Origin of the sequence: Haladaptatus sp., from assembly GCF_049589095.1 — an archaeon.
In the GTDB taxonomy this organism is placed as follows: domain Archaea; phylum Halobacteriota; class Halobacteria; order Halobacteriales; family Haladaptataceae; genus Haladaptatus.
The window spans coordinates 1-2684 of record NZ_JBAWAC010000087.1; the positions used below are offsets into that span (position 1 = coordinate 1).

4 protein-coding genes are annotated in these 2684 nt (G+C 58.5%); 3 read left to right on the top strand and 1 reads right to left on the bottom strand.

Translation table 11 applies throughout. The annotated features are described in order from the left end of the window. Window positions 1-121 precede the first annotated feature (121 nt). A complete protein-coding gene (locus WBV42_RS02980) occupies window positions 122-325 on the bottom strand; it encodes a DUF7470 family protein (protein WP_423984716.1) in 204 nt (67 codons plus the stop codon). A 151-nt stretch (window positions 326-476) separates the two neighbouring features. Between WBV42_RS02980 and eif1A the strand changes: the two genes are divergently transcribed. The 3 genes from eif1A to rio1 all read left to right on the top strand — a co-directional run bounded on the left by eif1A (window position 477) and on the right by rio1 (window position 2472). Further along, window positions 477-761 (top strand): translation initiation factor eIF-1A, encoded by a 285-nt coding sequence (gene eif1A, locus WBV42_RS02985; protein ID WP_066140559.1) that lies wholly within the window; start codon window positions 477-479, stop codon window positions 759-761. 141 nt (window positions 762-902) lie between these two features. Beyond that, the gene (locus WBV42_RS02990; RefSeq protein ID WP_423984717.1) at window positions 903-1562 is read left to right on the top strand and encodes a nitroreductase family protein; all 660 of its coding nucleotides are present in this window, start codon (window positions 903-905) and stop codon (window positions 1560-1562) included. A 46-nt stretch (window positions 1563-1608) separates the two neighbouring features. Beyond that, a complete protein-coding gene (gene rio1, locus WBV42_RS02995) occupies window positions 1609-2472 on the top strand; it encodes a serine/threonine-protein kinase Rio1 (RefSeq protein ID WP_423984718.1) in 864 nt (287 codons plus the stop codon). Window positions 2473-2684: the final 212 nt, after the last annotated feature.

The window sequence follows — 2684 nt, forward strand, 5'->3', positions numbered from 1 at the left end:
GCTTTTCCGGCTTCTACGATCGGGAATTGTATTCGAAAAGAAGAAGACAGCCCTTGAGAACGGATATATCGACAGAATCTCTGGATTATTATCCGCTGCCGGAATGAAAATCGCCGGTCGATTACTCGAATCCGCCGCCCATCATTCCGCCCATTCCGAAGTTGGCGAGCAGCCCTGAGACGAGTCCCCACGCAGTTAGGACGAATCCGACGACGACGAGCGCTATTCCGGCGGCGATAATGAGGCTCTGAACGGCGATGACGCCGATTCCGACGATGAGGACGAGTAGTCCCGCGATACCTTTCGTGCCGAGTTTTCCGAACATAGCCCGGATTGTGTCTGCCACTGCCTTAAAACCGACAGTTGGAGCGGTGAGTCTGAGGAATCGGTTGCTAGTGGCCAACTCCGTCGCATTCCCTGTCAGCGCCGACGGACAGCGGATTTAAAACGTTACCAGTCGAATATCACACTGAGACATGAGTGACAGCAGTGGACGGAACAACCTCCGAATGCCGGACGACAACGAGGTCTTCGCCACAGTCACGAACATGCTCGGTGCCAACCGGGTGAAAGTGCGCTGTGCGGATGGTAAGGAACGAACCGCCCGTATTCCGGGCAAGATGCAAAAACGCGTCTGGATTCGTGAGGACGACATCGTTCTCGTCGAGCCGTGGGACTGGCAGGACGAGAAGGCCGACATCACGTGGCGCTACGAGAAACAACAGGCCGACCAACTTCGACGCGAAGGCCACATAAACTGAGCCGAATCGAGAGCGTTTTACCCGCAATCCGTTGCCGAGAGTACCAACGACGGTCACTCTATGATTTCTGGTATCATACTGCAACCGGAAAGCGCGGCCGTTTCCGTGGTTCGGTTAAATACGTGGTTCCTTCTTCCCTCTATGTCCGAACAGATCACTGTCGAAGACGTTGCACACGATGCGGAGTTCCCGGAACTCATCGAAGGGATTCGAAGCCGACGCTCGGGTCACAACTACGACCCGGACGAGGACATCTCCGACGAGACGCTCGAAGAACTCATCCGGGATGCGGCGATCGCACCGTCGTCGTACAACCTCCAACCGTGGGAGTTCGTCGCCGTTCAGGACGACGAACGACTCGACGAAGTCGTGGACATCGCCTACGGGCAAGAACACATCCGCGACGCCGGAACGGCCATCCTCGTCGTCGGCCACACGGACGCGAAGACGGCCGACCGCGTCTTCGAGGATTGGGCCGAGGCGGGTCGAATGGACGAGGAAACCGCACAGCAGACGAAAGCACAGACAGCGGAGATGTACGAGGGCGACGCGATGGGTCGGGATTACGCGATTCGGAACGCGAGCCTCGCCGCCCAGAACCTCATGCTCTCCGCGCACGCACGCGGGCTGACGGCCACGCCGATGATCGGTTTCGATCAGGAACGCATCGCGGAGTTCCTCGACCTGCCGGACGACGAGATTCCGGTGATGTTGCTCGCTGTCGGTCCGAGCGGCGGCGAGGAACCCGAGCGCCTCCCGCGCCGCTCGGTCGACGAAATTCTCCACCGCGAAACGTACTAACCGAACAGGCCATCCTTTTACCGTTCCTCCACATAGTCCGGTGTAGATGAACGAGGAGTACGGATTACTCGACCCAGATAACGTGGACAGCCCTGGCGACGAGTGGGAGGAAATCGACGTTTCCGACACCGAAGCGGACCGCATCGCACGCCGTCGTGACCGGGAGTTCAACCAGTTCAGAAAACGGGTCAAGGATTCCGACCAGTTCAAAGTCGAACAGTCGGTGTTCGACGATGCGACACTGGCGGCACTGTACAAACTCGTTCAAGACGGCTACGTCCAAGCGTTCGGCGGGCCGATTTCGTCCGGAAAGGAGGCGACGGTGTACACCGCACTCGGCGACGAGAAGTACGGCGAAGTCGCCGTCAAAATTTATCGCATCAACGCCAGCGACTTCCGCGACATGCGGGAGTATCTGGTCGGCGACCCGCGATTCGAGGAACTCGGCGGGGACAAAAAGCGAATCGTCCTCGCGTGGGTACGAAAGGAATCCGCCAACCTCAATCGCGCTCGGAAGGCCGGGGTTCGCGTTCCGGAACCCATCGCCGTCCAGCGAAACGTGTTGGTGATGGAGTTCATGGGGAACGACGGTCGTCGCGCACCCACGCTCGCGGACGCCCACCTCGAAAATCCCCAAACCGCGTTCGAGGTCGTTCGGGAGTACATGCGGCGGTTGTTCGACGCGGGCCTCGTCCACGGCGACCTCTCCGAGTACAACATCCTCGTCAGCAACGGCGAACTCTGCATCATCGACGTGGGACAGGCCGTCACTTTCCACCACCCGAACAGCGGCGAATTCCTCACGCGCGACTGTGTGAACATCGCCTCGTTCTTCCGCCGACAGGGACTGGAGATTCAGGGCGACGAACTCGAAGAGTGGATTCGGGAGAACGCCGAGACGGAACGCTGATTTTCCACAAAAACAGCCGATGACACAACTGCCGGAAACTCGCATTTTCACAGCCGTCAGAATCAGAACCGGTACGACCACGAAAATTAGCCGGTTACACGACCATTAGTCGCTAGCACACCCTCCGGAAAATCGAAATTTTCCGGGCCGACGACTGAACGGAGCGCAGCGAAGTGAAAGAGGAGTGCTTTTGGTCCAGCTTTTACAGGGAG

Coding starts and splice junctions, on each gene's coding strand:
- WBV42_RS02990 (WP_423984717.1), top strand. CDS start 903: ATGTCCGAACAGATCACTGTCGAAGACGTTGCACACGATGCGGAGTTC.
- WBV42_RS02980 (WP_423984716.1), bottom strand. CDS start 325: ATGTTCGGAAAACTCGGCACGAAAGGTATCGCGGGACTACTCGTCCTC.
- eif1A (WP_066140559.1), top strand. CDS start 477: ATGAGTGACAGCAGTGGACGGAACAACCTCCGAATGCCGGACGACAAC.
- rio1 (WP_423984718.1), top strand. CDS start 1,609: ATGAACGAGGAGTACGGATTACTCGACCCAGATAACGTGGACAGCCCT.